The 23383-nt window shown below is 72.0% G+C and carries 20 protein-coding genes and 1 pseudogene; 14 read left to right on the top strand and 7 right to left on the bottom strand.

Annotation, left to right across the window (positions count from 1 at the left end; translation table 11 throughout):
* Positions 1 to 33: 33 nt before the first annotated feature.
* Both AB0M99_RS07545 and AB0M99_RS07540 read right to left on the bottom strand, forming a co-directional pair.
* Positions 34 to 1407 (bottom strand): polysialyltransferase family glycosyltransferase, encoded by a 1374-nt coding sequence (locus tag AB0M99_RS07545; protein WP_365917723.1) that lies wholly within the window; start codon positions 1405 to 1407, stop codon positions 34 to 36.
* Entirely contained in the window at positions 1404 to 2417 is a 1014-nt protein-coding gene (locus AB0M99_RS07540) for a glycosyltransferase family 2 protein (RefSeq protein WP_365917722.1), read from the bottom strand. Before AB0M99_RS07540 ends, AB0M99_RS07545 begins: the two co-directional genes overlap by 4 nt.
* A 176-nt stretch (positions 2418 to 2593) precedes the next feature.
* Between AB0M99_RS07540 and AB0M99_RS07535 the strand changes: the two genes are divergently transcribed.
* The 13 genes and pseudogenes from AB0M99_RS07535 (at position 2594) to AB0M99_RS07475 (ending at position 16737) form a co-directional block, all read left to right on the top strand.
* A complete protein-coding gene (locus AB0M99_RS07535) occupies positions 2594 to 3967 on the top strand; it encodes a DUF6716 putative glycosyltransferase (protein WP_365917721.1) in 1374 nt (457 codons plus the stop codon).
* Positions 3964 to 4509 (top strand): annotated as a pseudogene (locus tag AB0M99_RS07530) (hypothetical protein); the annotation flags it as partial. The gene AB0M99_RS07535 and the pseudogene AB0M99_RS07530, both read left to right, overlap by 4 nt.
* A gap of 357 nt (positions 4510 to 4866) precedes the next feature.
* Positions 4867 to 5769, top strand: coding sequence for an N-acetylneuraminate synthase family protein (locus tag AB0M99_RS07525; protein WP_365917788.1), 903 nt, complete (start codon positions 4867 to 4869; stop codon positions 5767 to 5769).
* Between the two features lie 36 nt (positions 5770 to 5805).
* Positions 5806 to 7008, top strand: coding sequence for a hypothetical protein (locus AB0M99_RS07520; RefSeq protein WP_365917720.1), 1203 nt, complete (start codon positions 5806 to 5808; stop codon positions 7006 to 7008).
* A 137-nt stretch (positions 7009 to 7145) separates the two neighbouring features.
* Positions 7146 to 8414, top strand: a complete 1269-nt coding sequence (locus tag AB0M99_RS07515; protein WP_365917787.1) for an amidohydrolase — start codon at positions 7146 to 7148, stop codon at positions 8412 to 8414.
* A 218-nt stretch (positions 8415 to 8632) separates the two neighbouring features.
* On the top strand, positions 8633 to 9679 hold the full coding sequence (locus tag AB0M99_RS07510; protein ID WP_365917719.1) for a BMP family ABC transporter substrate-binding protein: 1047 nt from the start codon (positions 8633 to 8635) through the stop codon (positions 9677 to 9679).
* A 237-nt stretch (positions 9680 to 9916) separates the two neighbouring features.
* Complete coding sequence (locus tag AB0M99_RS07505) at positions 9917 to 11521, top strand: ABC transporter ATP-binding protein (protein WP_365917786.1); 1605 nt, start codon at positions 9917 to 9919, stop codon at positions 11519 to 11521.
* The gene (locus AB0M99_RS07500) at positions 11518 to 12633 is read left to right on the top strand and encodes an ABC transporter permease (protein ID WP_365917718.1); all 1116 of its coding nucleotides are present in this window, start codon (positions 11518 to 11520) and stop codon (positions 12631 to 12633) included. Before AB0M99_RS07505 ends, AB0M99_RS07500 begins: the two co-directional genes overlap by 4 nt.
* Positions 12630 to 13895, top strand: a complete 1266-nt coding sequence (locus AB0M99_RS07495; protein WP_365917717.1) for an ABC transporter permease — start codon at positions 12630 to 12632, stop codon at positions 13893 to 13895. Before AB0M99_RS07500 ends, AB0M99_RS07495 begins: the two co-directional genes overlap by 4 nt.
* Positions 13892 to 14290 (top strand): cytidine deaminase, encoded by a 399-nt coding sequence (locus tag AB0M99_RS07490; protein WP_365917716.1) that lies wholly within the window; start codon positions 13892 to 13894, stop codon positions 14288 to 14290. Before AB0M99_RS07495 ends, AB0M99_RS07490 begins: the two co-directional genes overlap by 4 nt.
* Before the next feature lie 102 nt (positions 14291 to 14392).
* Positions 14393 to 15670, top strand: coding sequence for a thymidine phosphorylase (locus AB0M99_RS07485; RefSeq protein ID WP_365917715.1), 1278 nt, complete (start codon positions 14393 to 14395; stop codon positions 15668 to 15670).
* A gap of 98 nt (positions 15671 to 15768) precedes the next feature.
* On the top strand, positions 15769 to 16359 hold the full coding sequence (locus tag AB0M99_RS07480) for a Uma2 family endonuclease (RefSeq protein ID WP_365917714.1): 591 nt from the start codon (positions 15769 to 15771) through the stop codon (positions 16357 to 16359).
* A gap of 60 nt (positions 16360 to 16419) precedes the next feature.
* Positions 16420 to 16737 carry a hypothetical protein gene (locus AB0M99_RS07475; RefSeq protein WP_365917785.1) on the top strand — a complete coding sequence of 106 codons (318 nt, stop codon included), beginning with the start codon at positions 16420 to 16422 and terminating at the stop codon, positions 16735 to 16737.
* Here the strand turns inward: AB0M99_RS07475 and AB0M99_RS07470 are convergent.
* Both AB0M99_RS07470 and AB0M99_RS07465 read right to left on the bottom strand, forming a co-directional pair.
* Positions 16633 to 17631, bottom strand: a complete 999-nt coding sequence (locus AB0M99_RS07470; RefSeq protein WP_365917713.1) for a sigma-70 family RNA polymerase sigma factor — start codon at positions 17629 to 17631, stop codon at positions 16633 to 16635. The two genes, AB0M99_RS07475 and AB0M99_RS07470, sit on opposite strands and share 105 nt — an antisense overlap.
* A gap of 39 nt (positions 17632 to 17670) precedes the next feature.
* A complete protein-coding gene (locus AB0M99_RS07465; RefSeq protein WP_365917712.1) occupies positions 17671 to 18966 on the bottom strand; it encodes an MFS transporter in 1296 nt (431 codons plus the stop codon).
* 98 nt (positions 18967 to 19064) lie between these two features.
* Here AB0M99_RS07465 and AB0M99_RS07460 point away from each other — a divergent pair, with 98 nt between their 5' ends.
* A complete protein-coding gene (locus AB0M99_RS07460; protein ID WP_365917711.1) occupies positions 19065 to 19991 on the top strand; it encodes a LysR family transcriptional regulator in 927 nt (308 codons plus the stop codon).
* Here AB0M99_RS07460 and AB0M99_RS07455 read toward each other — a convergent pair.
* The 3 genes from AB0M99_RS07455 to AB0M99_RS07445 form a co-directional block, all read right to left on the bottom strand.
* A complete protein-coding gene (locus AB0M99_RS07455) occupies positions 19942 to 21033 on the bottom strand; it encodes a helix-turn-helix transcriptional regulator (protein WP_365917710.1) in 1092 nt (363 codons plus the stop codon). The two genes, AB0M99_RS07460 and AB0M99_RS07455, sit on opposite strands and share 50 nt — an antisense overlap.
* A 281-nt stretch (positions 21034 to 21314) precedes the next feature.
* Positions 21315 to 22682, bottom strand: coding sequence for a cation:proton antiporter (locus AB0M99_RS07450; RefSeq protein ID WP_365917709.1), 1368 nt, complete (start codon positions 22680 to 22682; stop codon positions 21315 to 21317).
* Positions 22666 to 23214, bottom strand: coding sequence for a flavin reductase family protein (locus tag AB0M99_RS07445; RefSeq protein ID WP_365917708.1), 549 nt, complete (start codon positions 23212 to 23214; stop codon positions 22666 to 22668). Before AB0M99_RS07445 ends, AB0M99_RS07450 begins: the two co-directional genes overlap by 17 nt.
* Between the last annotated feature and the right edge of the window lie 169 nt (positions 23215 to 23383).

Genomic DNA, 23383 nt, shown 5'->3' with positions numbered 1-23383 from the left:
GCCCAACCCGCCGGAGCCGTCCGCCCGGGGCGGTCAGCCGATCGCCTTGCGCAGCCGACGCGCCAGCCGCCGTACCGCCGGGTGCCGCGGCAGGAAGGACAGCTGGGCCGGGATGCCGCCCGGCAGGCCGAGGGTGGTCAGCCGGCGGCGCTTGAAGTAGCGCCAGGTGTGCTGGGTCAGGTGCCGGACCAGGTACTGCTCGGCCTCCGCGCGCCGCGCCGCCAGGACCTGCGGCTGCATCGTGAAGCCGACCGCCGCGAGCAGGCCGGTCAGCTCCCCGGCGACCTGCTCGGGGCCCGGCTGCGTCCAGGAGCGTACGGCCGCCGGGTCCGCGAGGTCCGGGAGCAGGGCGTCGACCAGGGTCAGCGGGACGCGGTTGCTGTTCTGGTACGGGGTGAGGCGGGCCAGTATGGCGCCCGTGCCGGTCCGGGCGACCGGGAGCCCGTACAGCGTGGCCGCGGTCAGCAGCCCCGTGGAGAAGCAGCCGACCACCAGGGCCGGGCGCAGCCGCTCGTAGAGGGTCTCGGCCAGGACCGGGGCGGTGACCACGGTGAGCCGGGCGCCGAGCCGCTCGGCCTCCGCCTCGGCGCGGCGGGAGTAGGCGGCGGGGGCGCTCGGGTGCGGTTTGAAGACCAGCTCCCGGTGGCCGAGGGCGTGCGCGCCGCGGACCATCTCGACGTGCAGCTCCTCCTCCTCGGCGGCGGACATGAGGTCGAGGGCGGAGAGGTACTGGCCCAGCAGCAGTGCCGGGGCGGACGGCTCGCCGCCCGGGGCGGCGGCGGTCGGTGCCCGCAACTCCGGTGTGCCGGAGGCGGGTTCGGCGGCGAGCTCGGCGAGGACCTTCAGGAAGGCCGGCGCCGGGACCAGCTCCGCCGGTACGTCGAACTCGGTGAGCAGCAGCGGCTCCAGCCCCGGTACGAGGTCAAGGTGCAGCACCCGCCGTACCCGCATGCCGAGCTGGGGGTCGAGGCGGAAGCGGGTGGGGCCGTAGCTCATCAGCCCGTCGGCGTAGACGTCCACGGTCGCGCCGGGGAAGAGCCGGCACAGGCTCTGGGCGGGCGGGACCTGGAGGGACTCCACGATCAGCTCGACGCGGTCCTCGCCGATGCCCCACAGGGTGCGCAGCTGCCGTTCCCACAGCGGGACGTCGTCGGGCCGCGGGGCCCAGGTGCTGGGGTGCTGCGGGGCGATGACGGCGTTCCAGTCGAGCACCCTGTCGAAGCGCGTGCGCAGGGCGGCGAAACCGGGCATGTCCGCGAGCCCCGGGGCGATCTCGGCGGTGACGGAGTGGTTGCTGGTCAGCAGGATCCGGCGGCCGGCGGGCGGGAAGGCGCCCGCGTCGATCCCGGCGGCGAGGGTGGCCGTGCCGTAGAGGGTGGAGGCCAGGAAGATCTGGGTGACGCTCACGCGGCGGCTCCCGGCGCCGCCGTGGCCGCGGCTTCCACCGCGGCCGTGGCCTGCGAGGAGCGGCGGCGCAGTCGGCGCAGCCGGTCCGCGCGTTCGAGGTCCATCGAGTTCACGGCGTGGTCCAGCACGTCCTGCGGCATGCGCCCGAGAGCGGCCGTGCTCATGGAGCGGAGATTCTTGGCCACGGCCGGTTCGAACCTTTCGATGGAGCCGATGTGGTGCGCGATAATTGCGCAATATGTGCGGACGGCTTTGGGAAGAAGAAGATCGGCTTCGCGGTCGGCGGCCGTTTCGGACAGGACTTGATCAAATGCTCGAATGAAATCGAGCTGACGCTCGTCCCCGATCTGCGTCAGAGAGGTGGAAATGCCGCGCCGGTAGAAGATTCCGGGCAGGCCGACCGCCGCGAAGGACTCCGCCTCCCGGTGCAGCCGCCAGATCCACGGCCGGTCCTCCGCGGTCCGCAGCCCGTCGGTGAAGTGCAGCAGCCCGCGGTCCAGCAGCCGCCGGTGGTACATCCCGGCCCACGCGTACGGGTAGTCCACCGAGGTCGGGCGGGAGGCGGGCAGGATCCCGCGGCGCGGGGCGGCGACGACCGACTCCGGGCCGTAGGGCACCCGCTGCACCTGCCGCGTCCGGCCGGTGCACTGGACATGGTCGGTACGGACGAAGTCGCAGCTCAGGGCCTCGATGGCGGCCAGTGTCCGGGCCAGGTGGCCCGGCGCCAGCCAGTCGTCCCCGTCGAGGAAGGCGACGTACTCGCCGCGGGCCGCGTCCAGGCCCGTGTTCCGTGCCGAGGCCAGGCCGCCGTTCCGGTCGCGTCTGAGGTGCACCGCCCCCGGCAGGTCGCGCGCGGCCCGCTCCAGCAGTTCGGGGGTCCCGTCCGTCGAACAGTCGTCGACGAGCAGGAACTCGAAGTCGTCCCGGGCGTTGAGTTCGAGACTTTTCAGGGCATCCGGTGCGTATGTCTGCACGTTGTAGAACGGCACGACAACAGAGAGCTTGAGCACCCGGGAGACATTAGGCCGCCGCTCGTCATTCATCATGGCCCGTACGCGGATTTCATGTGAACGACGAACGGCGGGAGCGTTAACCCGCGCGCTTTCGCATTTCGTCGACGGGTTGTTAACCCGCTGTTGTGCGCTCGTTGGGCCGATCACCGAAATTGCGGAATAACTTCTGCCGGGTGCCAGACAGCAATCGCGCCGTTCCACGTGGCGCTCTTCGCGTCGCCGTACTCGCCGATTCCGATACGCGATGGAAATGGGGTGCGCTCACCGCGCGCCGCCTCGGCCCCGGACCCGGCCCCGGACCCGAACCGCACCTCACGGGATACCTGCTGCGCGGCCGGGCCACGCCCACCGCGCGCCAGCTCGGCGAGGTCGGGGTGCGGGCGGACCGGCTCACGGAGGTGACCTGCACGGAGTTCCTCGCGGAGCTGCGCCGAGAGCGCTACGACGTCGTGGTGCTCGCCCTCGTCGGCGGGGCCGTGCAGGCCGTCCTGCACGGGGCGCGTGCGCTGTGGCCCGAGCCGGCCGACCGCCCCGTCCTGGTCACCGGATACGTGGGCGTCGTATACGAGAAGCTCGCCGACGGGCTGCTGCTGCGCCACGGGGCCGACCTCGTCCTCGCCAACTCCCGCCACGACGCCGAGCGCTTCCGCGCCGTGTACGGGGGAGTGGGCGCCGACGCGTCGGCCGTCACCGAGACCGCGCTGCCGTTCCTGGAGGGCGCCCCGTACGAGCCCGCCGGGAGCCGGGCGCACACCGTGGTCTTCGCGGTGCAGCCGTCGGTGCCGCAGGGCCGCGCCGACCGCGCGTACCTGCTGCGGCGGGCCGCCGAGCACGCCCGGCTGCACCCGGAGCGCGAGGTGCTGGTCAAACTGCGCAGCCGGCCCGGGGAGCACACGACGCACCTGGAGGAGTTCCCCTACCAGCGCCTCGCGGAGCGGGTCGAGGGCGGGCTCCCGGCCAACTGCCGCCTCGTGTACGGGAACATGGGCGAGGTGCTGGACGGCGCCGACCTGCTGGTCACCGTCTCGTCCACGGCCGCGCTGGAGTCCCTCCACCGGGGCATCCCGACGGCCGTCCTGACCGACCTGGGCATCCGCGAGGTCCTCGGCAACCACCACTTCCTGGGCTCGGGCTGCCTGGCCTCCTGGGACCAGCTCGACGCGGGCCTGCTGCCGCGGGGCGATGCGGGGTGGCTGGCCGCGCAGGGCGTGGCCGGTGCCGGTGCCGGTGCCGAGGGTGCCGGGAGCGTGCCGGACCCGTACGCCGCCGCCCGGGCGCGGCTCGCGCGGCTGCTGGAGCTGCGGCCGCTCCCGCCCGTCGCCCCCTACTACACCCGGGCCACCGCGCCCGGGTACCTGCCCGGCATCCTCGCGCGCCAGCACCTGGCTCCCGACGGCACCCCGCTGCCGGGCGCGGTCCGGGAGCAGGGCGGCGAGTCCCGGCTGCGCCGCCGCCTGCGCGCGCACGTCCGCGAGGCCGCGCGCGGGGCGTACCGCCAGGGCGTCCAACGGGTGGCCCCCCTGATCCGCAGACTGGGCGAACTGTGACCCGCCCCGGCCCCGGCCCCCATCCCGGGCAGCCGCAGCCCGAGCCGCACGGCCAGGCGCAAGCGCCGCCGCGTGCGGGGGGCGAGTCGCAGGCGCAGGTGTTGCCCGAGCGGCGTGCTCGGGTGGTCCCGGCACTGGACCGGGGGACGGGTACGGGTACCGGTACGGGTACGGGTACGGACCACCGGGTGCTCGCGGTGATTCCGGCTCGCGGTGGGTCCAAGGGGGTACCGGGGAAGAACCTCGCCGAGGTGGGCGGGGTGCCGCTGGTGGCCCGCGCCGTGCGGGCGTGCCTGGACGCGCCGACCGTCACCGACGTCGTGGTCTCCACCGACTCCGAGGCGATCGCCGCCGCCGCCCGCGCCGCCGGGGCCGGAGTCGTACGCCGGCCCGCGGGGATCTCCGGGGACACCGCGACCAGTGAAGCCGCCCTGCTGCACGCGCTCGACGCCTTCGAGGAACTGCACTCCCGCACCGTCGGCACGGTCCTGCTGGTCCAGTGCACCAGCCCGTTCGTCACCGCCTCCGACGTCGAGTCGGTCGCCGCCGCCGTCGTGTCCGGCGGGGCCGACTCGGCCCTCACCGCGGCCCCCTTCCACGGATTCCTGTGGCGGGCCGCCGCCGACGGGGCCGGGCTCGGGGTCAACCACGACACGGCGTACCGGCCCCGCCGCCAGGACCGGCCCGAGGACCTGCTGGAGACCGGCGCCGCCTACGCCATGGACGCCGCCGGCTTCCGCTCCGCCCGCCACCGCTTCTTCGGGCGCACCGTGCCCGTACGCACCGACCCCGCGCGGGTCCTGGAGATCGACGACCCCCACGAACTGGCCCGCGCCCGCCTCCTCGCCCCCCTCCTCGACACCCCTGCCGCACTCCCCGTACCGAAGGACATCCCTGCCATGACCGCCACTTCCCGCCTGCGCAGCTTCCGTTCCCGCATTGCCGGACCCGGCCGGCCCGTCTACGTCGTCGGCGAGATCGGCATCAACCACAACGGCGACCTCGGCAACGCCTTCGCCCTCATCGACGCCGCGGCCGACGCCGGCTGCGACGCGGTGAAGTTCCAGAAGCGCACCCCCGAGATCTGTACCCCGCGCGACCAGTGGGACATCGAGCGCGACACCCCCTGGGGCCGGATGACGTACATCGACTACCGCCACCGCGTCGAGTTCGGCGAGGCCGAGTACCGCGCCATCGACGAGCACTGCGCCAAGCGCGGCATCGACTGGTTCGCCTCCCCGTGGGACACCGAGGCCGTCGCCTTCCTGGAGAAGTTCGACGTCCCCGCCCACAAGGTGGCCTCCGCGTCGCTCACCGACGACGAGCTGCTGCGCGCCCTGCGCGCGACCGGCCGCACCGTCGTCCTCTCCACCGGGATGTCGACCCCGAAGCAGATCCGCCACGCGGTCGAGGTGCTCGGCAGCGACAACATCCTGCTCTGCCACGCCACTTCGACGTACCCGGCCAAGGCCGAGGAGCTGAACCTGCGGGTGATCAACACCTTGCAGGAGGAGTACCCGAACGTCCCGATCGGCTACTCCGGCCACGAGACCGGCCTGCAGACAACCCTGGCCGCGGTCGCCCTCGGCGCCGCCTTCGTCGAGCGCCACATCACCCTCGACCGCGCGATGTGGGGCTCCGACCAGGCCGCCTCCGTGGAGCCCGGCGGCCTGATCCGCCTGGTCCGCGACATCCGCACCATCGAGACCGCGCTCGGCGACGGCGTCAAGCGGGTCTACGAGTCCGAGCTCGGCCCGATGAAGAAGCTCCGCCGGGTCCAGGGCGAGCTCGCGTCGGTCTGACCGGGCCGACGCCCCCCAGCGATCGAGGAGTACGCGGTGAACCCCTCAGCCTCCACCCTGGCTTTCGTCGAGAGTCCCGTCCAGCTCCTCAACGTGCTGGAGTGGGCGTACGCGCAAGGCACCGCCCCGGCGGACCGCGGCCCGCTGCTCGGCGCCGTCCCGCGGCAGCCGGAGCGGACCGCGGCCCACCCGCAGCCCGCGGCCGGGAGCACCGGCAGCACGGCCGCGGGCACGGCCGGAACCCCCGCCGCCGGAGCCGGTACCGCGCACCCGGTGCGGATCGTCGTCCTGCCGCCCACCGACCCCATGTCGCGCGGGCAGCTGCGCCGGATGGCCGGGATCGCCCGGAACGAGGGCCACGACGTGCACTGGCAGGAGGCCCGCGGCGGCGCCGGGGCCCCGCTCAAGGCGCTCGCCGCCCTCGGCGGCCAGGTGCGGCGGGCCCGGCGGATCGTGGTGGGCGACCCCTTCTCCCGCTTCACGCAGCTGCTGCTCGTCCCGGCCCGCGCCGCCGAGCTGGTCGTGGTCGACGACGGCACCGCCACCATGGAGTTCATGGCGCAGCTCGGCCGCGGTGAGCGGCTGCGCCGCTGGCACCGCTCCGGCGGCGGGGTGCTGTCCCGGGTGCGCGAGCTCGCGTACGCCCCGGTGTCGGGCCGGGCCCGGCGCCGGCTGACGCCGGGGCGGCGGCGACGGGTGGAGGTGTTCACCTCGATGCCGGTCGTCCCGCTGCCGGGGATGGAGCTGCGGCTCAACGACTTCGCGTGGACCCGGGCGCGCTTCGGCCCGCCCCGGCTGACCAAGGGGACGGACCTGGTCGGCACTTCCCTGGTGGAAACCGGTGTCGTCGACCCGGACCGCTATCTGGACGCGGTGCGCGCCCTGACCCTGGAGCACGGCGCCACCCGCTACTTCGCGCACCGCCGGGAGTCCCCGGAGAAGCTGCGCATGCTGAGCGAGGCGACCGGGCTGGAGATCGTACGGCCGGATCTGCCGCTGGAGCTGATCGCGCGGCGGGGCCCGGTCGGCCGTACGATCGTCAGCTTTCCGTCCACGGTCGTACACACCCTGCCGTACGCCCTGTCCGGCACCGGTGTGACCGTGGCGGTATGCGATATCGACCCCGAATGGCTCACCGGGGCGGCCTCCGCCCGGGCCCGCAGCTTCCTCGCCGGGGTCACCGACACGGCCCGTGATGTGCACAGACTCCCAGCCCAGGCGGCCCCTGCGGCCGGATGAGCGCGCGAGTTTACCCCCGGGTGCATCCGGTCATGCGTCCAGAGGCCGGGTTTCTTTCCCCTAACGGCATGAATTTCTAGTGATCCCCGACCAGTTGACCCATACGTGCGCCTACCCTTCAACGGGTGAACCAGTTGATGTCCCGCGAGTCCCAGACCGCCCTGCCCGGCAAGCCCGACCGGCCCGAGCTGCCCGGCAAGCTTCCGGACCACCTGCGCGCCGAACTGATCGCCTTCCGCCGGGATTTGCACATGCATCCCGAGCTCGGGAACCAGGAGTTCCGCACCACGGCCGCGGTCAAGGCCCGGCTGGAGAAAGCCGGCCTGCGACCACGCGTGCTGAAATCCGGTACGGGCCTGATCTGTGACGTGGGTACCTGGGACGGCGGCCGGCCGATGCTGGCCCTGCGCGCGGACATCGACGCCCTGCCCATTCCGGATGCCAAGAGGCACGTCTCGTACCGCTCCATCTACCCGGACCGCGCCCACGCCTGCGGCCACGACGTGCACACCGCCGTCGTCCTCGGCGCCGGCCTGGTGCTCGCCGAGCTCGACCGCCGGGGGCTGCTGCCCCGGCCCGTTCGGCTGCTCTTCCAGCCCGCCGAGGAAGTGCTCCCGGGCGGCGCCGCCGACGCCATCGAGTCCGGGGTCCTGGACGGCGTGGGCCGGATCGTCGCGGTGCACTGCGACCCCCGGGTCGACGCGGGGCGGATCGGGCTGCGGCCCGGCCCCATCACCTCGGCCTGCGACCGGCTGGAGGTCGCCCTCGCCGGGCCCGGCGGGCACACCGCCCGGCCGCACCTGACCACCGACCTGGTGACGGCGGCGGCCCGGCTCGCCGTCGACCTGCCGGCGGTGCTGGCCCGCCGGATGGACGCCCGCTCGGGCATGTCGGTCACCTGGGGCCGGATCGAGGCCGGCCACGCCTGCAACGTCGTCCCGATGCACGCGGAGCTGTCCGGAACCGTTCGCTGCCTGGACATCAACGCCTGGCACGAGGCCCCCGACCAGATCCACGCGGCGATCGACGAGATCGCGTCACTGCACCGGGCGAAGTCCGAGATCACCTACGTGCGCGGGGTGCCGCCGGTCGTCAACGACCCGGTGGTCACCGAACTGCTGCGCGAGGCGATGGGCGCGCGGCTGGGCGCCGAGTCGGTCGAGGACACCGAGCAGAGCCTCGGCGGCGAGGACTTCTCCTGGTACCTGGAGCACGTGCCCGGGGCCATGGCCCGCCTGGGGGTCCGTACACCCGGCGACACCGCGAAGAAGGACCTGCACCGGGGCGACTTCGACGTCGACGAGTCCGCGATCGAGGTCGGCGTGGAGTTCTTCACGGCCGCCGCACTGCTGGACGGGAGCGGCGAGAGCCGCCTCGACTCGCGGCGCGCCAGGAGTGGCCGGTAAAAGTCCTTACAACATCCGGGAGTCTTCCGGCGAACGCGTCCAGCCCTTGGTACACAAGGGTTGGGCGCATGAGGAGTTACCGGTCGGTCACTGTCTGGTTCGCGACGATCCGATAACGACTCATGAACAGGCCTTTAACTGACATCTACGCGCGTTACGATCGCCGCGAAACCAGCGCCGGTCGTGGCGCTTCGGTCAGGTTTTGAAGGAGCCTCCCCTTGCGCCGGATCACCAGGATCGCCACCGTGGGCATCGCGTCCGCGGCGCTGGCCCTCTCGGCCACCGCCTGTGGCGGTAAGAAGTCCTCGGACACCGGATCTTCCACGGAAGCCGGTGCCGCCATCGCGTACGACATCGGTGGCCGCGGCGACCAGTCGTTCAACGACGCCGCCTACGCGGGCCTCGAGAAGGCCCAGACGGAGCTGAAGGTCAAGGGCGCCGAGGCGGAGCCCACCGACGGCGAGGGCGAGGCCGACAAGGTCCAGCGCCTCACCGAGCTGGCCCGCAAGGGCAACAACCCGGTCATCGGCGTCGGCTTCGCCTACGCCAAGGCCATCGAGAAGGTCGCCCCGAAGTTCCCGAAGACCACCTTCGGCCTCATCGACGACAGCTCGGTCACCGCTCCGAACATCGCCAACCTCGTCTTCAACGAGGAGCAGGGCTCCTACCTGGCCGGCGTCGCCGCCGCCAAGGCGACCAAGTCCAACACGGTCGGCTTCATCGGCGGTGTCGAGACCCCGCTGATCAAGAAGTTCGAGGCCGGCTTCGTCCAGGGCGTCCAGGACACCAACTCCAGCGCCAAGGTGCTCACCCAGTACCTGACCCAGCCGCCGGACTACACCGGTTTCGCCAAGCCCGACCTCGGCAAGGCCGCTGCCCAGGGCCAGCTGGCCAAGGGTGCGGACGTCATCTACGCCGCCGCCGGTGGCGCCGGTGCCGGTGCCATCGAGGCCGCTGCCAGCAACGGCAAGTGGGCGATCGGTGTCGACTCCGACCAGTACAACCAGGCCGGTCTGTCCAAGTACAAGGACAAGATCCTGACCTCGGCCACGAAGGACGTCTCGGACGCCGTCTTCAACCTGATCAAGTCGGTCAAGGACGGCAAGCCGCAGAGCGGCGAGGTCCGCTACGGCCTGGACACCGAGGGCGTCGGCCTGGCCGACTCCAACCCGGAGTACAAGAAGCTGACCGAGGTCACCGCCGCGGTCGAGAAGGCGAAGGCCGACATCATCGCCAAGAAGATCACCGTCAAGACCGCCCCGTAGGGCCGTGTCTGACACGTAGTCGTGGTCTCCGGGGTCCGGGAAGCGGTCTCATTCGCTCCCGGGCCCCGAGCCGTGTTCTGTGATCCTTGTCGCCACCTGGCCGCAAGTTTTCACTTTCGACAGTGCTACGCGCGTAGAGGCATCGTGGACGCGATAACGTCCCTCTCCCGCCCCCGCCCGTCCCGTCCCGCCTGTCCCCCCTGCCTCCAGCTCCTTCCGCGCCAAGGAGAGTGCGTCATCAACGCGTCCAGCCCGCCCCCCGCCGTAGAACTGCACGGCATCACCAAGCGCTTCCCCGGCGTCGTCGCCAACAAGGACATCGCGATCACCGTCCGCAAGGGCACGGTCCATGCCTTGATCGGCGAGAACGGCGCCGGCAAGTCGACCCTGATGAAGATCCTCTACGGCATGCAGAAGCCGGACGAGGGCACCATCGCCATCGACGGGGAGCAGGTCTCCTTCCACAGCCCCGGCGACGCCATCTCCCGCGGCATCGGCATGGTGCACCAGCACTTCATGCTGGCCGACAACCTCACCGTCCTGGAGAACGTGGTTCTCGGCGGCGAGAAGCTGTACGGCATCGGTGCGAAGGCCCGTAAGAAGATCAAGGAGATCTCGGACGCGTACGGTCTCGGCGTACGCCCCGACGCGCTGGTCGAGGACCTCGGTGTCGCCGACCGGCAGCGCGTGGAGATCCTCAAGGTCCTCTACCGCGGCGCGAAGATCCTCATCCTCGACGAGCCGACCGCCGTGCTCGTGCCGCAGGAGGTGGACGCGCTCTTCGACAACCTGCGCGAGCTCAAGGCCGAGGGCCTGACCGTCATCTTCATCTCGCACAAGCTGGGCGAGGTGCTGAAGGTCGCCGACGACATCACCGTCATCCGGCGCGGCACCACGGTCGGCACCGCCGACCCGAAGACCGCCACGACCAAGCAGCTCGCCGAGCTGATGGTCGGCTCCGAGCTCCCCTCGCCGGAGACCCGCGAGTCCACGGTGACCACCACCCCGATGCTGGAGGTGGAGGGCCTGCGGCTGGCCGCCACCGACCCGGACGGAATCGTCCGCGAGGTGCTGGCCGGGATCAACTTCACCATCCACAAGGGTGAGGTGCTCGGCATCGCCGGCGTCGAGGGCAACGGCCAGACCGAGCTCATCGAGGCCCTGATGGGCATGAGCATCCCGGACGGCGGCACCATCACGCTGGACGGCGGGGACATCTCCACCGTGCCCACGCGCAAGCGCCGCGTGGCGGGCATCGGGTACATCCCGGAGGACCGCCACCGCCACGGCCTGCTGCTGGAATCCCCCCTGTGGGAGAACCGCATCCTGGGCCACGTCACCGAGGCGCCCAACTCCAAGCGCGGCATCCTCGACCCGAAGGCGGCCCGCAAGGACACCGAGCGGATCGTGCGCGAGTACGACGTCCGCACGCCCGGCATCGAGGTCACCGCGGCCTCGCTCTCCGGCGGCAACCAGCAGAAGCTGATCGTCGGCCGCGAGATGAGCCACAACCCGAAGTTCCTCATCGCCGCCCACCCCACCCGTGGTGTGGACGTCGGTGCGCAGGCGCAGATCTGGGACGCGATCCGCGAGGCCCGCCACGAGGGCCTGGCCGTGCTGCTGATCTCCGCGGACCTGGACGAGCTGATCGGCCTGTCCGACACCCTGCGCGTCATCTACCGCGGCCGCCTGGTCGCGGACGCCGACCCCGCGACCGTCACCCCCGAGGAGCTCGGCACCGCCATGACGGGCGCCGCCTCCGGGCACCTGGAAGCAACCGACAACCACTCCGCCGCCGGTGCCGACGCTGGTACCGACTCCACGGAGGACGAGGCCCGATGAAGAAACTCGACAAGGACCGGCTGATCCTCGGCTTCGCCGGGCCCGCGCTCGCGCTGGTCAGCGCCTTCGCGCTGACCATGCTGGTGCTCGCGGCGACGGGTGTGAACCCGGTCGAGCCGCTGCGCATCATGACGGAGAACGCCGGTTACGAGGACGTCCAGGTCCTCATCCTGAACCAGGCCGGCACGTACTACCTGGCAGCCCTGGCCGTGGCCATCGGCTTCCGGATGAACCTCTTCAACATCGGCGTCGACGGCCAGTACCGCCTCGCGGCGATGCTGTCCGCGGTGGTCGGTGCCGCCGTCACCCTGCCGGGCCCGCTGCACATCCTGCTGATCGTGCTCGTCGCCATGCTGGTCGGCGCCTCCTGGTCCGGCATCGCCGGCATCCTGAAGGCCAAGCGCGGTGTCAGCGAGGTCGTCTCCACGATCATGCTGAATGCCATCGCGACCAGCCTGATCGCCTGGCTGATCCTGCCGAAGAACCTCGGCGTCCAGCCGGCCGGCTCCAACGACCTGACCACGGGCGACATCGCCGAGTCCGGCTGGTTCCCGGCCGTGTCCCTCGGTGACGGCCTGGAGATCTACGGCTTCACCTTCGTGGCGTTCGCCCTCGGCATCGTCTACTGGTTCGTGCTCAACCGGACCCGCTTCGGCTTCGACCTGCGCGCCACCGGCGCCAGCGAGTCCGCCGCGCAGGCCTCCGGTGTGGACGCCAAGAAGATGATCATCACCTCGATGCTCATCTCGGGCGCCGTCGCCGGCCTCGCCGGCATGCCGGTGCTGCTGGGCGACAGCCACACGTACAGCCTGTCCTTCCCGGTCGGCGTCGGCTTCACCGGCATCACCATCGCGCTGCTCGGCCGCAACAGCCCGGTCGGCATCCTCCTCGCCGCGTTCCTGATGGCCTTCATCGACAAGGCCTCGGCCTCGCTCGACACCGAGGGGTACGCGAAGGAGATCGGCACGATCATGAAGGGCCTGATCGTGATCGCGGTCGTCGTCTCGTACGAGCTCGTCCGCCGCTACGGGATCCGCCGCCAGCAGCAGAAGGTCGGCGAGGAACTCGCCGCCGGCGGCGCCATCAAGACCGACAAGGAGGTCGCGGCGTGAGCACCAGCACCGTTTCCGCGACGGCCGCCGCCCCGAAGAAGTCCGGCGGCCGCAAGAAGCTGTCCCTGCCCTGGATCATGCTGATCATCGCGGCCGCCCTCGCGCTGGTCTCGCTGGTCCGCCTGATCAGCGGGGCCGACGACCTGACCTCCGTCGGCCAGGTCTCCGGCGCGCTCTCGCTCGCCGTGCCGATCGGCCTCGCCGGCCTCGGCGGCCTGTGGGCCGAGCGCGCGGGCGTCGTCAACATCGGCCTCGAAGGCATGATGATCCTCGGCACCTGGTTCGGTGCCTGGGCCGGCTACCAGTGGGGCCCGTGGACCGGTGTCATCGCCGGCATCATCGGCGGCGCCATCGGCGGCCTGCTGCACGCGATCATCACGATCACCTTCAACGTCAACCACATCGTCTCCGGTGTGGCCGTCAACATCCTGGCGCTGGGCTTCACCCAGTACCTGTCGAACTTCACGTTCGCCGAGGCCAAGGGCGGCTCCTCCAAGCAGTCGCCGCAGGTCGAGGGGATCTACAAGATCACAGTGCCGGGGTTGTCGGACTGGATGGCCGACCTCCAGGGCAAGCACTGGTTCTTCATCTCGGACCTCGCCGGGGTCATCGGCGGCCTGGTCACCGAGATCTCGCTGCTCACGATCCTCGCCCTGCTGCTGATCCCCGGCACCTGGTGGGTGCTGTGGCGCACATCCTTCGGCCTGCGCCTGCGCTCCTGCGGTGAGAACCCGGTCGCGGCGGAGTCGCTGGGCGTCAACGTCTACAAGTACAAGTACATCGCCGTGATCGTCTCGGGCGCCCTTGCGGGCCTCGGCGGCGTGTTCCTGTCGATCGTGGCGAGCCCGATCTACCAGGAGGGCCAGACGGGCGGCCGCGGCTACATCGGCCTCGCCGCGATGATCTTCGGCAACTGGATGCCGGGCGGCATGGCGCTGGGCGCGGGCCTGTTCGGCTTCATCGACAGCCTCAAGCTGCGCGGCGGTGCCGAGAACGTCCACGCGATGCTGCTGCTCCTCGCGATCCTGCTGGTCCTGGTCGTGGCCTGGCAGATCTACAAGAAGAAGTACGTCCAGGCCGGCATCGCGGCGGTCTGCGCCGCGGGGCTGTTCCTCTGGTACGCCCTGACCGACGCGGTGCCCAGCCAGTTCGTGGACGCCGCCCCGTACGTGACGACGCTGCTGGTGCTCGCACTGTCGGCGCAGCGGCTGCGGATGCCGAAGGCGGACGGCCTGCCGTACCGCAAGGGCCAGGGCAAGTGACGACGGCGCTCGGCCCCGACTGGGAGTCCCTGCGCAAGGCGGCCCGGGACGCGATGTCCCGGGCGTACGCCCCGTACTCGGGCTTCCCGGTCGGCGTCGCCGCCCTGGTCGACGACGGCCGGGTCGTCGTCGGCTGCAACGTGGAGAACGCGAGCTACGGGCTGGGCCTGTGCGCCGAGTGCGGCCTGGTCTCCTCCCTCCAGGCCACGGGCGGCGGTCGCCTGACGCACTTCACCTGCGTCGACGGCAAGGGCGAGATCCTCGTCCCCTGCGGGCGCTGCCGACAGCTCCTGTACGAATTCGGCGGCCCGGAACTGCTGGTGGAGACCCCCGACGGGATCCTTCCGCTGGCGCAGATGCTGCCGCAGGCCTTCGGGCCCGACCACTTGAGATAACCGCGTCGACGGCCCTTCGCCCTGCCGGGCGGAGGGCCGTCGTACTTGTCTCCCCTCCTGCCACACCCTCCCTCTCTCTATGCGCGTAGAAGGAAGCACATCATGGACGTCATCTCCGTCATCCGTACGAAGCGGGACCGCGGCGAGCTGAGCCCGGAGCAGATCGACTGGGTCATCGACGCCTACACCCGCGGCGTCGTCGCCGACGAGCAGATGTCGGCGCTGGCCATGGCCATCCTGCTCAACGGCATGAACCGTACGGAGATCGCCCGCTGGACCGCCGCGATGATCGCCAGCGGTGAGCGCATGAACTTCGACTCGCTGTCGCGCCCGACCGCCGACAAGCACTCCACCGGCGGCGTCGGCGACAAGATCACGCTGCCGCTGGCCCCGCTCGTCGCCGCCTGCGGTGCGGCCGTGCCGCAGCTGTCCGGCCGAGGCCTCGGCCACACCGGCGGCACCCTGGACAAGCTGGAGTCCATCCCCGGCTGGCGCGCGCTGCTCTCCAACGAGGAGATGCTGAACGTCCTGGACACCACCGGCGCGGTCATCTGCGCGGCGGGCGACGGCCTGGCCCCGGCCGACAAGAAGCTGTACGCCCTGCGCGACGTGACCGGCACCGTCGAGGCCATCCCGCTGATCGCCTCCTCGATCATGTCCAAGAAGATCGCCGAGGGCACGGGCTCGCTGGTCCTGGACGTGAAGGTCGGCACCGGCGCCTTCATGAAGAACATCGCGGACGCCCGCGAGCTGGCCTCCACGATGGTCGGCCTGGGCACCGACCACGGGGTGAAGACCGTCGCGCTGCTCACCGACATGTCCACCCCGCTCGGCCTCACCGCGGGCAACGCCCTGGAGATCCGCGAGTCCGTCGAGGTCCTGGCCGGCGGCGGCCCCTCCGACGTGGTCGAGCTGACCCTGGCCCTGGCCCGGGAGATGCTGGACGCCGCGGGCATCAAGGACGCCGACCCGGAGAAGGCCCTGGCCGACGGCTCCGCGATGGACGTGTGGCGCCGGATGATCGCCGCTCAGGGCGGCGACCCGGACGCGGCGCTGCCCGTGGCCCGCGAGCAGCACGTCGTCACCGCCCCGGAGTCGGGCGTGCTGACGCGCCTGGACGCGTACGGGGTGGGCGTGGGCGCCTGGCGCCTGGGCGCCGGCCGCGCGCGCAAGGAGGACCCGGTGCAGGCGGGCGCGGGCATCGAGCTGCACGCGAAGCCGGGCGACACGGTGACCGCGGGCCAGCCGCTGATGACGCTGCACACGGACACCCCGGAGAAGTTCGAGTACGCCCTCGCCTCGCTGGACGGCACCTTCGACATCGCCCCGGCGGGCACGGCCTTCTCGGCCACGCCGATCGTGCTGGACCGCATCGCGTAGTCCTGCACGCTCACTCGTACAGCTGAACGGGACCAGTGGACGACCGCCGGTCCCGTTCGTCATGCTGGGATCGGTGCCAACAGCTTGAGGAGCACACCATGAGCGCACTCACCGTCCAGCACGAGCCACGAGGTGGCGACGACTGGGACGAGCTCGTTCGTATCCGCGAGGAAGCGAACTGGCCGGAGGGCTGCAAGGTGGAGATCATTGAGGGGATCCTCACCGTGGCACCACAACCGTCCTACGAGCACAATTTCATCGCGGCCAAGACCGCTCGTCGCCTGAACTCCGTGATTCCCGAGGACTGGGAGGTCTACCAGACCTTGGGGTTGGCTCTCCCCGCGCGTAGCGGCCTGTACATCCCCGACCTCGTAGTGGTGCAGGACGGTGTGGAACGCGATCCTGACGGTCACGTACCAGCGGCTGCCGCCGAACTGGTCGTCGAGATCACATCAAGGTCAAACGCCAAGCACGACCGCGTCGCCAAGCTGGCGGGGTACGCACAAGCAGGCGTCCCGCTCTACCTTCTCATCGATGCCTTCGCTGCCCTGGGCCCCACGATCACCCTTCATGGGCAACCTAGGGGTGATCTCTACCGAGTCCTGCGAGTCGGCAAGTTCGGCGAGACGTTCCATCTACCCACGCCCTTCGACGTCGAGCTCGACACGTCGGCATTCCCGACCCCGTGAGGTGATCCCCCGGCGCCGATGAGTTCCAGGCCGCGGGGGAGTCATCACCTCGTGGAGATCATGCGACTCGTGCTGCCCGGGGCGAAACCGACCGCGCAGGACACGGCCCGGCTGTGTGCCCGGCTCTACGCGGACGGGGCGTCCGCCGTGGTGTGCGACGCCGGAGCCGTCACCGAGCCGGGGCTGGCCGACGTGAACGCGCTGGCCCGGCTGCGGCTCGCCGCCGGGGACCGGCCGTTCCGGGTCACCGGGGCCGGTCCGGCGCTACGCGCCCTACTGGACCTCGTAGGACTCGTCGAGCTGCTCGGGGAGCCCGAAGAGGGGGAACCACCGGGCGGTGTCCAGGAAGGCGTTGAGCCCGACGATCTTCCCCTCTGACACCTCCAGGACCTGGAGCGCCCACGGGGTCCAGCCCGGCTGCCCGTCCTCCCGCGGCCGGTACTGGCCGAAGGCGGGCATGCCGTTCGCCGTCGTCGGGAGCAGGCGGGAGCCGCGGCAGCCGATGCCCTGGTTCAGGTGCCAGGCCGCGATGTCCTCGTGGCCGCGGAGCCAGAGGTCGAACGGCGGCATCGACAGCACCGCGTCCTCGTGCAGGAGGGCGGTGAGGCGGGTGATGTCGTACGCCTCGAAGGCCGACAGGTACTGCTCCAGCAGCTTGGCCTGGTCGGTGTCCAACGGGTCGGCGGACTCGCTCTCCCGGATCCGGGTGGCGGCCAGGGTGGCCCGGGCCCGCTGGAGCGCGCTGTTCACCGAGGCCACGGTGGTCTCCAGCAGCGCGGCGACCTCGTCGGCCTTCCAGGCCAGCACCTCGCGCAGGATCAGCACGGCCCGCTGCTTCGCCGGCAGGTGCTGGAGCGCGGCCACGAACGCGAGGCGTACGGACTCCTTCGCCAGCGCCATCTCCGCCGGGTCGGCGGTCTGCGGCAGCACCCGGCCGTCCGGGACCGGCTCCAGCCAGGTCACCTCTGGCCGCTCGTTCAGCACGGCGGAGGCCTGGTGCTGCGGGGCGGTGAGGTCCATGGGGCGGGCCCGCTTGTTCCCCGCGTTCAGCAGGTCCAGGCAGACGTTGGTGGCGATCCGGTACAGCCACGAGCGCAGCGAGGAGCGGCCCTCGAACTTGTCGTAGCTGCGCCAGGCGCGGATGTAGGTGTCCTGCACCGCGTCCTCGGCGTCGAAGGAGGAGCCGAGCATCCGGTAGCAGTAGCCGGTGAGTTCGACCCGGTGGCGGTCCATCGCCGCGTCGAGGTCGCTGCCGGTCGCCGTGTCTGTCATGTCCGTCGATCCCCCTGGTAGAGCCCGATGCTTCGGAACCTACCGGACGGCTCTGACAGCCGCAGCCGGGACGGCGAACCGGGCGGCCCGCGCCGCGTGCGAACCGTACAGGGTGATCGAGACGACGCCGAGCACCGCGAGCAGGGCGATGCCGGTCGTCGCGGCCCAGCCCGCCGAGTGGTAGGCGAGCGCGCCCAGGGTGCCGCCGGCGCTGGAGCCGAGGTAGTACGCCGACTGGTAGAGCGCGGAGGCCTGGGCGCGGCCCGTCTTCGCCGTGCGGCTCACCGCCGCCGCGGCCACCGCGTGGCCCGCGAAGAACCCGGCCGTGATCAGGACCAGGCCCGGCAGGATCGCCGCCAGCGACTGCGAGAGGGACAGCAGCAGGCCCAGCGCGGTGGTGGTGACCGCCAGGTAGAGCGCGCCGCGCCGGCCCACGCGGCCCACCAGCCGGCCGGCGGCCGCGGAGGAGACCGTACCCACCAGGTAGACCAGGAAGATCGAGCCGATCACGCCCTGCCCGAGGGAGAACGGCTCCTCCACCAGGCGGTAGCCGATGACCGTGTACACGGCGCCGAACACGGTCATGAACAGCGCGCCGATCCCGTACAGCCGCAGCAGCAGCGGGTCGCGCAGGTGGCCGGCGACGGTACGGCCCACCGCGCGCGGGTTCAGCGAGGCCGGGCGGAAGAACCGGGCCCGGGGGAGCAGGACGCGGAAGGCGACGGCGCAGGCCAGGGCGAGGACGCCGACCGTGAACAGGGCCGCCCGCCAGCCCCACGCCTGGGCCGCCCAGCCGGTGACGATGCGGCCGCTCATGCCGCCGATGGAGTTGCCCGCCACGAACAGGCCGATCGCGGCGACCAGCGCCTTCGGCTTGACCTCCTCGGCCAGGTACGCCATCGCGGAGGCGGGGATGCCCGCGATCGCCGCGCCCTGGACGGCGCGCAGCGCGACCAGCCACTCCAGGTTCGGCGCGAAGGGGACGAGGAGCGCGACGCCGACGGCCACCGCCATCGACCAGGTCATCATCCGGGTCCGGCCGAACCGCTCGGACAGGGCGCTGAGCGGCAGGACGAACAGCGCCAGCGCTCCGGTGGCCGCGGACACGGTCCAGCTGGCCTGACCCGCCGTCACCCCGAAGCCCTCGGAGATCGCGGGCAGCAGCGCCTGGGTGGAGTAGAGGAGGGCGAAGGTGGCCAGTCCGGCGGCGAAGAGCGCGAGGCTCAGGCGGCGGTAGCCGGGGCGGCCGGGGGAGTGGGCTTCGAACTCCGGTGCGGGGGACGGCGAGGTGGAGGCACCCGCGGTGACGGGTGCCCCGGTATGAGCGGGAGGCATGGGAAAACGGTAGGCCGCGGTTTTTCATGCGTCCAATGCGTGAAATCGCGATAATCGATCCACTGCTGCATCACCACAGCTCAGAGGGGTGTATGTCGATGAACCGTTACGAAGAAGACATGGCCGTGACAAGCGTGCTGGCCCCCCGCCTCGCGTACTTCGTCGCCGTGGCCCGGCACGAGCACGTCACCCGCGCCGCGCACGAGCTGGGTGTCCCGCAGTCCACCCTGTCCCGGGCCATGGTCCGGCTCGAACAGGACCTCGGCGTCACCCTGTTCGCCCGCAAGGGCCGTACGGTCGCACTCACCACGGCGGGCCGGACCTTCCTCGCCTCGGCGCAGCGCTCGCTCGCCGAGATCGCCCGCGCCGCCGGATCCGTACAGCAGGACGCGGACCCGGCCTTCGGGAAGGTCGCCTTCGGCTTCCTGCACACCCTGGGCCCCGAGACCGTGCCCGGGCTGATCCGCGCCTTCCGCGCCGACCATCCGGGCGTGCGGTTCTCCCTCGTGCAGAACTACGGCGAGGCGATGCTGGAGCGGCTGCGTGCGGGCGAGCTCGACCTCTGCCTGACCTCGCCGCTGCCCGACGCCCCCGACCTGGTGGCGCGCCGCCTCGACGAGCAGCGGCTGCGGCTCGTGGTCCCCGACGACCACCGGCTCGCGGGGCGCAAGCGGATCCGGCTGGCCGAGGCCGCGCAGGAGACCTTCGTGACCCTGGAGCCGGGCTACGGACTGCGCCGGATCACCGACGACCTGTGCGCGGAGGCCGGGTTCGCGCCCCGGGTGGCCTTCGAGGGGGAGGAGGCCGAGACCCTGCGCGGCCTCGTCGCGGCGGGCCTGGGGGTGGCCCTGCTGCCGCCGCCCGCCGTGGCCAGGCCGGGCGTGGTCGAGCTGACCGTGACGGCTCCGCGGGCGGTCCGGGAGATCGGCGTGGCCTGGCTCGACGGGCATCCGGACACGCCGCCGGTGGCGGAGTTCAAGCGGTTCCTGCTGTCCCGCCGGGGGCGGCTGCTCCCGGAGATCTGAGGGGCGACGGGCCGGCGCTCGCACCCGCACCCGCGGCGGCCGACAGCAGGAAGCCCGCCTGGAAGCGGGACTTGGCCCCCACCGCGCGCATGACCTCGGCGATGTGGCGCTGGCAGGTGCGCTCCGACATGCCCAGCCGGCGGGCGATGACCTTGTCCTCCAGCCCCTCCGCGAGGAGCCGGACGATGTTCTGGCGCAGCTCGTCGGAGATGGACCGGGCCTGGTCCGGGCCGACCGTCGTGGCGAAGGGCTCGGCCTCGACCCAGGAGCGCTCGAAGGCCTGCACCATGAAGTCGACGACGTTCGGCTCGCGCACCACGAGCGCGGCGGCGGTGTCGTCGCGGACGGCCATGATCCCGGTGTGCTGGTCGATGAGGATCATCCGCATCAGGCCGTCGCCGAGGGTGCGGACCTGACCGCCGCGAGCCGCGACCCGCTCGACGTACGCGGCCGTCGGGCGCGAATAGCGGGCGGTGTGCTGGTAGATCGTACGCATCCGCACCCCCCGGCCCAGCAGCGACTCGTCCCGGTCGATCGCCTGCTCCAGGACCCGGGTGGGGCGGCCGCCGCCCGGATGGGAGGTCAGTACCTCGTGCTCCGCCGCGGCGAGCATGTGCCCGATCAGGTGCTGGATGGCGGCGGGGTCGGTGATCAGCTCCAGGTGCTCCGTCTGTTCCAGGCCGCGTCCCGCGCTGCCCGCCTCGTACGCCGGGACCAGCGCCTCCAGCAGGCCGCGCAGGCGGTCCATCTCGTCGTGGGTGTCGCGTACGCGCAGGGCCAGCGGGGCCAGCGAACGGGCGGCGGCGGCGCGCGGGGACACGGCGCCCCACCGCTCGGCGGCGTCCGGGCCGAAGCCGTCCGGGACGCGCTGGAGCAGGTGGGCGGAGGAGAGCTCGGCGATCGCGGCGCCGGCCGGCGCCCCCAGGGCGGCGGTGGCCTCCGCCCCGGTGAAGGAGCGCCGCTCGACCGCATAGACGTACAGGTGGCGGGCCGCAGGGCTCAGCCGGTCGCCCTCCGGAGGAAGGGAAGCATCCGCTGGCATGTCCATATTCGTCCCGGCCTGTGGCTGTTCGTAAACCCCTCGTGTTCCCGCAAGGCACCAAGACGATGCCCTCCGAACGGCTGGAGCATATGCCGAACAGGCACAGTGGTTCCACGGCGTATTCGGGGGAGGGCGCGGGCCACAGGCCCGCGCCCCGCCGTGCTTCCGGTGGCCGCGCCGGATCTGCCCGTGCCTTCCGTCCGGGAGGGGACGGTTCGGCCGGTACGGGCGGATCCGCGCGGCCACCGGTGGGCGCGCACCACGGACGGCGGACCCCGGTGTCAGATCCGGGTCAGCTGCGGCACCTGCTGTCCGACCGGCCCGCCCGCGGGCTCCGGCGCCGGGGCCGGATCCGGATCCGGGACCAGGGCCGGCTCCGGGAACTCCGACTTCGCGCGCCGGCGCTCCAGCCGGTCCACGGCCGGCGCCGTGACCGCCGTGGTCACCAGCGCCATCAGCACCAGCATGGTGAAGAGCTTCGGACCGATCACGCCCAGCTCCAGGCCGATGTTGAGCACCACCAGCTCCGTCAGGCCCCGGCAGTTCATCAGCGCGCCCAGCGTCATGGCCTGCGACCACGGCCGCCCGGTGGCGCGCGCCGCGAGCGCGGACCCGCCCCACTTCCCGCAGACCGCGACGACGAGCACCGCGCCCGCCCACAGCCACTGCACCGGATCGGCGGCCAGCATCGCCAGGTCGGTCTTCAGCCCGGTGTGCACGAAGAACAGCGGGAGCAGCAGCGGCACGGTGACCGCGCGCAGCCGTCCGGCGGAACGCGTGACCGCGGAGTTGCCCCGCGGGGTGACGACCCCGAAGAGGAACGCGCCGAACAGCGCGTGGATCCCGATCCGGTCGGTGGCCAGCGCGGCCAGGCACAGGCCGCTGAAGAGCACCGCGAGGAGGATGCCGTCGCGGTGGGCGGTGTCGGTGTCGGTGTCCGGGCCGTCGCCGTCCGCGCGGGCCACGATCCGGGCGAGCAGCGGACGTACGACCTTCAGCATCAGCACCACGAAGCCGACGGTGAGCACCGCGGTGACCACCGCGCCCATGGCCGAGCTGCTGGTGGTGACGGCGACGACCACGGCGAGCAGGCACCAGGCGGCCACGTCGTCGACGGCCGCGCAGGCCATCGCGAGCGCCCCGGTCGGGGTGCCGTACATCCCGCGGTCGGTGAGGATCCGGGCGAGCACGGGGAAGGCGGTGACGCTGACCGAGACGGCGACGAACAGCACGAACGGCAGCCGGCCGACGCCCTCGGGGGCGTAGTCCGCGTACAGCGCGAGGGCCAGCGGGACGCCCAGGGCCAGCGGCAGGGCGATGCTCGCCCCGCTCACGCCGAAGGCGGTGCGGCTGTGGCCGCGCAGCGCCTTGAGGTCGAGCTCCAGGCCGACCAGGAACATGAAGGCGAGCAGGCCGATGTTGCCGAGCATCCCGGTGAAGGGGATGACGTAGGACGGGAACAGCCAGGACTGCGAGGCGGGCCAGAGCCAGCCGAGCAGCGAGGGCCCGAGCACGATGCCGGTGGCGATCTCGCCGATGACCGCCGGCTGGCCGAAGCGGCGCACCAGGCTCGCTCCGGCCCGGCACGCCAGGATCACCGCCGGTACGGCGAGCAGCACGGCGGGCAGTGGATCAGGTGCTGCGGCCATGACTGGTGGCTCCTTCCCGGACGGCGGCGGACCACGCGGCGTACCGTCGGCGGCCGTAGAGCAGGGGTGCGTCGTCGGTGTCGCGCAGGGTGACGCGCTCGACGCGGGCGAAGACGGCGGTGTGGTCGCCGAAGGGCATCGTACGGATGACCCGGCAGTCGGCGGTGGCGTGGGCGTCGGCCGTCAGGTGCGGTCCGCCGGCGCCGAGGGGCAGGCGCCACTCGGTGACGCCGAAGCGGTCGGCGGCGGCCGAGGCGAAGAGGTCGGAGGTGGCGCGGGCCCGCTCGTGGAGCAGGTTGATGGCGAACTGGCCGTCGGCCAGGATGGATTCGAGGGTGGGGCTGGCGGTGCGGACGCCGACCATGACGGTGGCCGGGGACAGGGCGACGCTCGCGAGCGAGCTGCAGGTCATCCCGCGGGGTTCGGCGTTCTCGTCGAGGGTGGTCAGTACGGTGACGCCGGTCGGGAAGCCGGCCATGAACGGCCGTATGTCGGCCTCCGCGGCCGGCGTGTGTGGCACTGCTTCGGACATGTCGGTCTCCTGAGTGGGGAGGATGCGGGGCGGCTGCGCGAGCCGGGCGGGCGGTACGGGCGTACGACGCGGTACGGGCGTACGGGCAGTACGGGCGTACAGGCGGTACGGGCGGTACGGGCGCACGCGCCGCCCGGGAGCAGCGCGGCCCGGCCGGCCGGAGGGGGGA

The sequence above is a fragment of the Streptomyces sp. NPDC051183 genome (genome assembly GCF_040682455.1).
Lineage (GTDB): Bacteria > Actinomycetota > Actinomycetes > Streptomycetales > Streptomycetaceae > Streptomyces.
This window is presented reverse-complemented; position numbering and strand designations above follow the sequence as displayed.

Bases quoted from the DNA above. Each gene is read 5' to 3' on its own strand.
- AB0M99_RS07480 (WP_365917714.1), top strand. From the start codon at position 15,769: ATGAGCGCACTCACCGTCCAGCACGAGCCACGAGGTGGCGACGACTGG.
- AB0M99_RS07460 (WP_365917711.1), top strand. From the start codon at position 19,065: ATGAACCGTTACGAAGAAGACATGGCCGTGACAAGCGTGCTGGCCCCC.
- AB0M99_RS07455 (WP_365917710.1), bottom strand. From the start codon at position 21,033: ATGCCAGCGGATGCTTCCCTTCCTCCGGAGGGCGACCGGCTGAGCCCT.
- AB0M99_RS07470 (WP_365917713.1), bottom strand. From the start codon at position 17,631: ATGACAGACACGGCGACCGGCAGCGACCTCGACGCGGCGATGGACCGC.
- AB0M99_RS07445 (WP_365917708.1), bottom strand. From the start codon at position 23,214: ATGTCCGAAGCAGTGCCACACACGCCGGCCGCGGAGGCCGACATACGG.
- AB0M99_RS07525 (WP_365917788.1), top strand. From the start codon at position 4,867: ATGACCGCCACTTCCCGCCTGCGCAGCTTCCGTTCCCGCATTGCCGGA.
- AB0M99_RS07450 (WP_365917709.1), bottom strand. From the start codon at position 22,682: ATGGCCGCAGCACCTGATCCACTGCCCGCCGTGCTGCTCGCCGTACCG.
- AB0M99_RS07515 (WP_365917787.1), top strand. From the start codon at position 7,146: ATGTCCCGCGAGTCCCAGACCGCCCTGCCCGGCAAGCCCGACCGGCCC.
- AB0M99_RS07500 (WP_365917718.1), top strand. From the start codon at position 11,518: ATGAAGAAACTCGACAAGGACCGGCTGATCCTCGGCTTCGCCGGGCCC.
- AB0M99_RS07475 (WP_365917785.1), top strand. From the start codon at position 16,420: ATGCGACTCGTGCTGCCCGGGGCGAAACCGACCGCGCAGGACACGGCC.
- AB0M99_RS07485 (WP_365917715.1), top strand. From the start codon at position 14,393: ATGGACGTCATCTCCGTCATCCGTACGAAGCGGGACCGCGGCGAGCTG.
- AB0M99_RS07465 (WP_365917712.1), bottom strand. From the start codon at position 18,966: ATGCCTCCCGCTCATACCGGGGCACCCGTCACCGCGGGTGCCTCCACC.